Raw genomic sequence first — 1,320 nt, 5'->3', positions numbered from 1 at the left:
CTGTCAAGCCCCGGGTTTTGTGGAGGGTGGGATAGCTGGTTTTCAGGGGGTGGTCTGGGGTGCGGGTGATGCTGCGTGGAGGGCTTCGAACTCGGCCGGCGGGACGTGTCCGAGCTCTCCGTGGAGTCGTCGCTGGTTGAACCAGTCGACGTACTCGGCGACGGCGATCTCGACGTCGTTGATGCCGGTCCAGGGGCCCGCGTTGCGGATCAGCTCGGCTTTGAACAAGCTGTTGAATGCCTCAGCGAGGGCGTTGTCATACGAATCGCCCCGTGATCCGACCGAGGCCACGGCCGCGGCCTCGTCCAGGCGCTCGGTGTAGCGCAGGGCCCGGTATTGGACTCCTCGGTCGCTGTGGTGGATGAGTCCGGACAGGTCCGCGCCGGTGTGCCGGCGTCTCCATATGCCCATCTCCAGTGCGTCCAGGGCGAGTTCGGTGTAAAGGCTGGTGGCGACCTGCCAGCCGACGACCATCCGGGAGAACACGTCGATGACGAAGGCGGCGTAGACCCAGCCCGAGTGCGTCTTGATGTAGGTGATGTCGGCGACCCACAACCGGTTGGGCGCCCCGGCGGTGAACTGCCGCTCGACCAGGTCGCGGGGACGGCCGGTCTCCGGGGCGGGCCGGGTGGTGCGCGGGCTCTTGTCCCGCACCACGCCGCGCAGGCCGGCCATGCGCATCAGGCGCTCGACGGTGCAGCGGGCCACCGGCCGGCCCTCGCGCCGCAGCGCGGCGTGGATCTTGCGGGCGCCATAGACGCCGTAGTTGTCGCGGTGGATCACGCGGATCTCCTCGGTGAGCTCCCGGTCGCGGGTCACGCGGGCGGGCGCGGGGCGGGCGCGGGCGGCGTAGTAGGTGCTCGATGCGATCTCGGCGTCCGTGCCTTTCAGGACGTCGCAGATCGGCTGGACGCCGAACTCCTCTTTATGCTGGTCGATGTAGGCGACCTTCAGCGCAGTGGACGGTCCAGCTCCGCCGCGAAGAAAGTCGCCGACGACTTCAGGATCGCGTTGGCGCGGCGCAGTTCCTTGACCTCGCGTTCCAGCTCGGCGATCCGCGCGGCCTCCGCGCTGGTGGTACCGGCACGCAAACCGCCGTCGGTCTCGGCCCGCTTCACCCACCCCCGCAGAGCCTCGGGATGCACATCGAGCTGGTCGGCGATGCGCTTGATCGCACCGGACCGGCCGACCGGATCCTTGCGGGCCTCGACCGCCAGACGCGTCGCACGCTCACGCAGTTCATCGGGATACTTACGGGGAGCAGCCATGATCGGCATCCTTCCGGGTCTTCGATGTCTCCATCAAACCCGGGGCGATTCA

At 68.3% G+C, this 1,320-nt stretch carries 1 protein-coding gene; it reads right to left on the bottom strand.

Features of this window, described 5'->3' with window-relative positions:
- Positions 1–42: 42 nt before the first annotated feature.
- Positions 43–1,268, bottom strand: a protein-coding gene (locus IE239_RS41400; protein WP_190154597.1) for an IS3 family transposase whose coding sequence is annotated in 2 segments (ribosomal slippage) — positions 43–989 and positions 989–1,268 — 1,227 coding nt in all. Because the reading frame shifts where the segments join, the coding sequence is not laid out codon by codon here.
- Positions 1,269–1,320 lie beyond the last annotated feature (52 nt).

The organism is Streptomyces humidus (assembly GCF_014649655.1).
Classification (GTDB): Bacteria; Actinomycetota; Actinomycetes; order Streptomycetales; family Streptomycetaceae; genus Streptomyces; species Streptomyces humidus.
The sequence above is the reverse complement of the archived record's forward strand: the minus strand, read 5'-3'. Positions and strand labels throughout refer to the sequence as shown.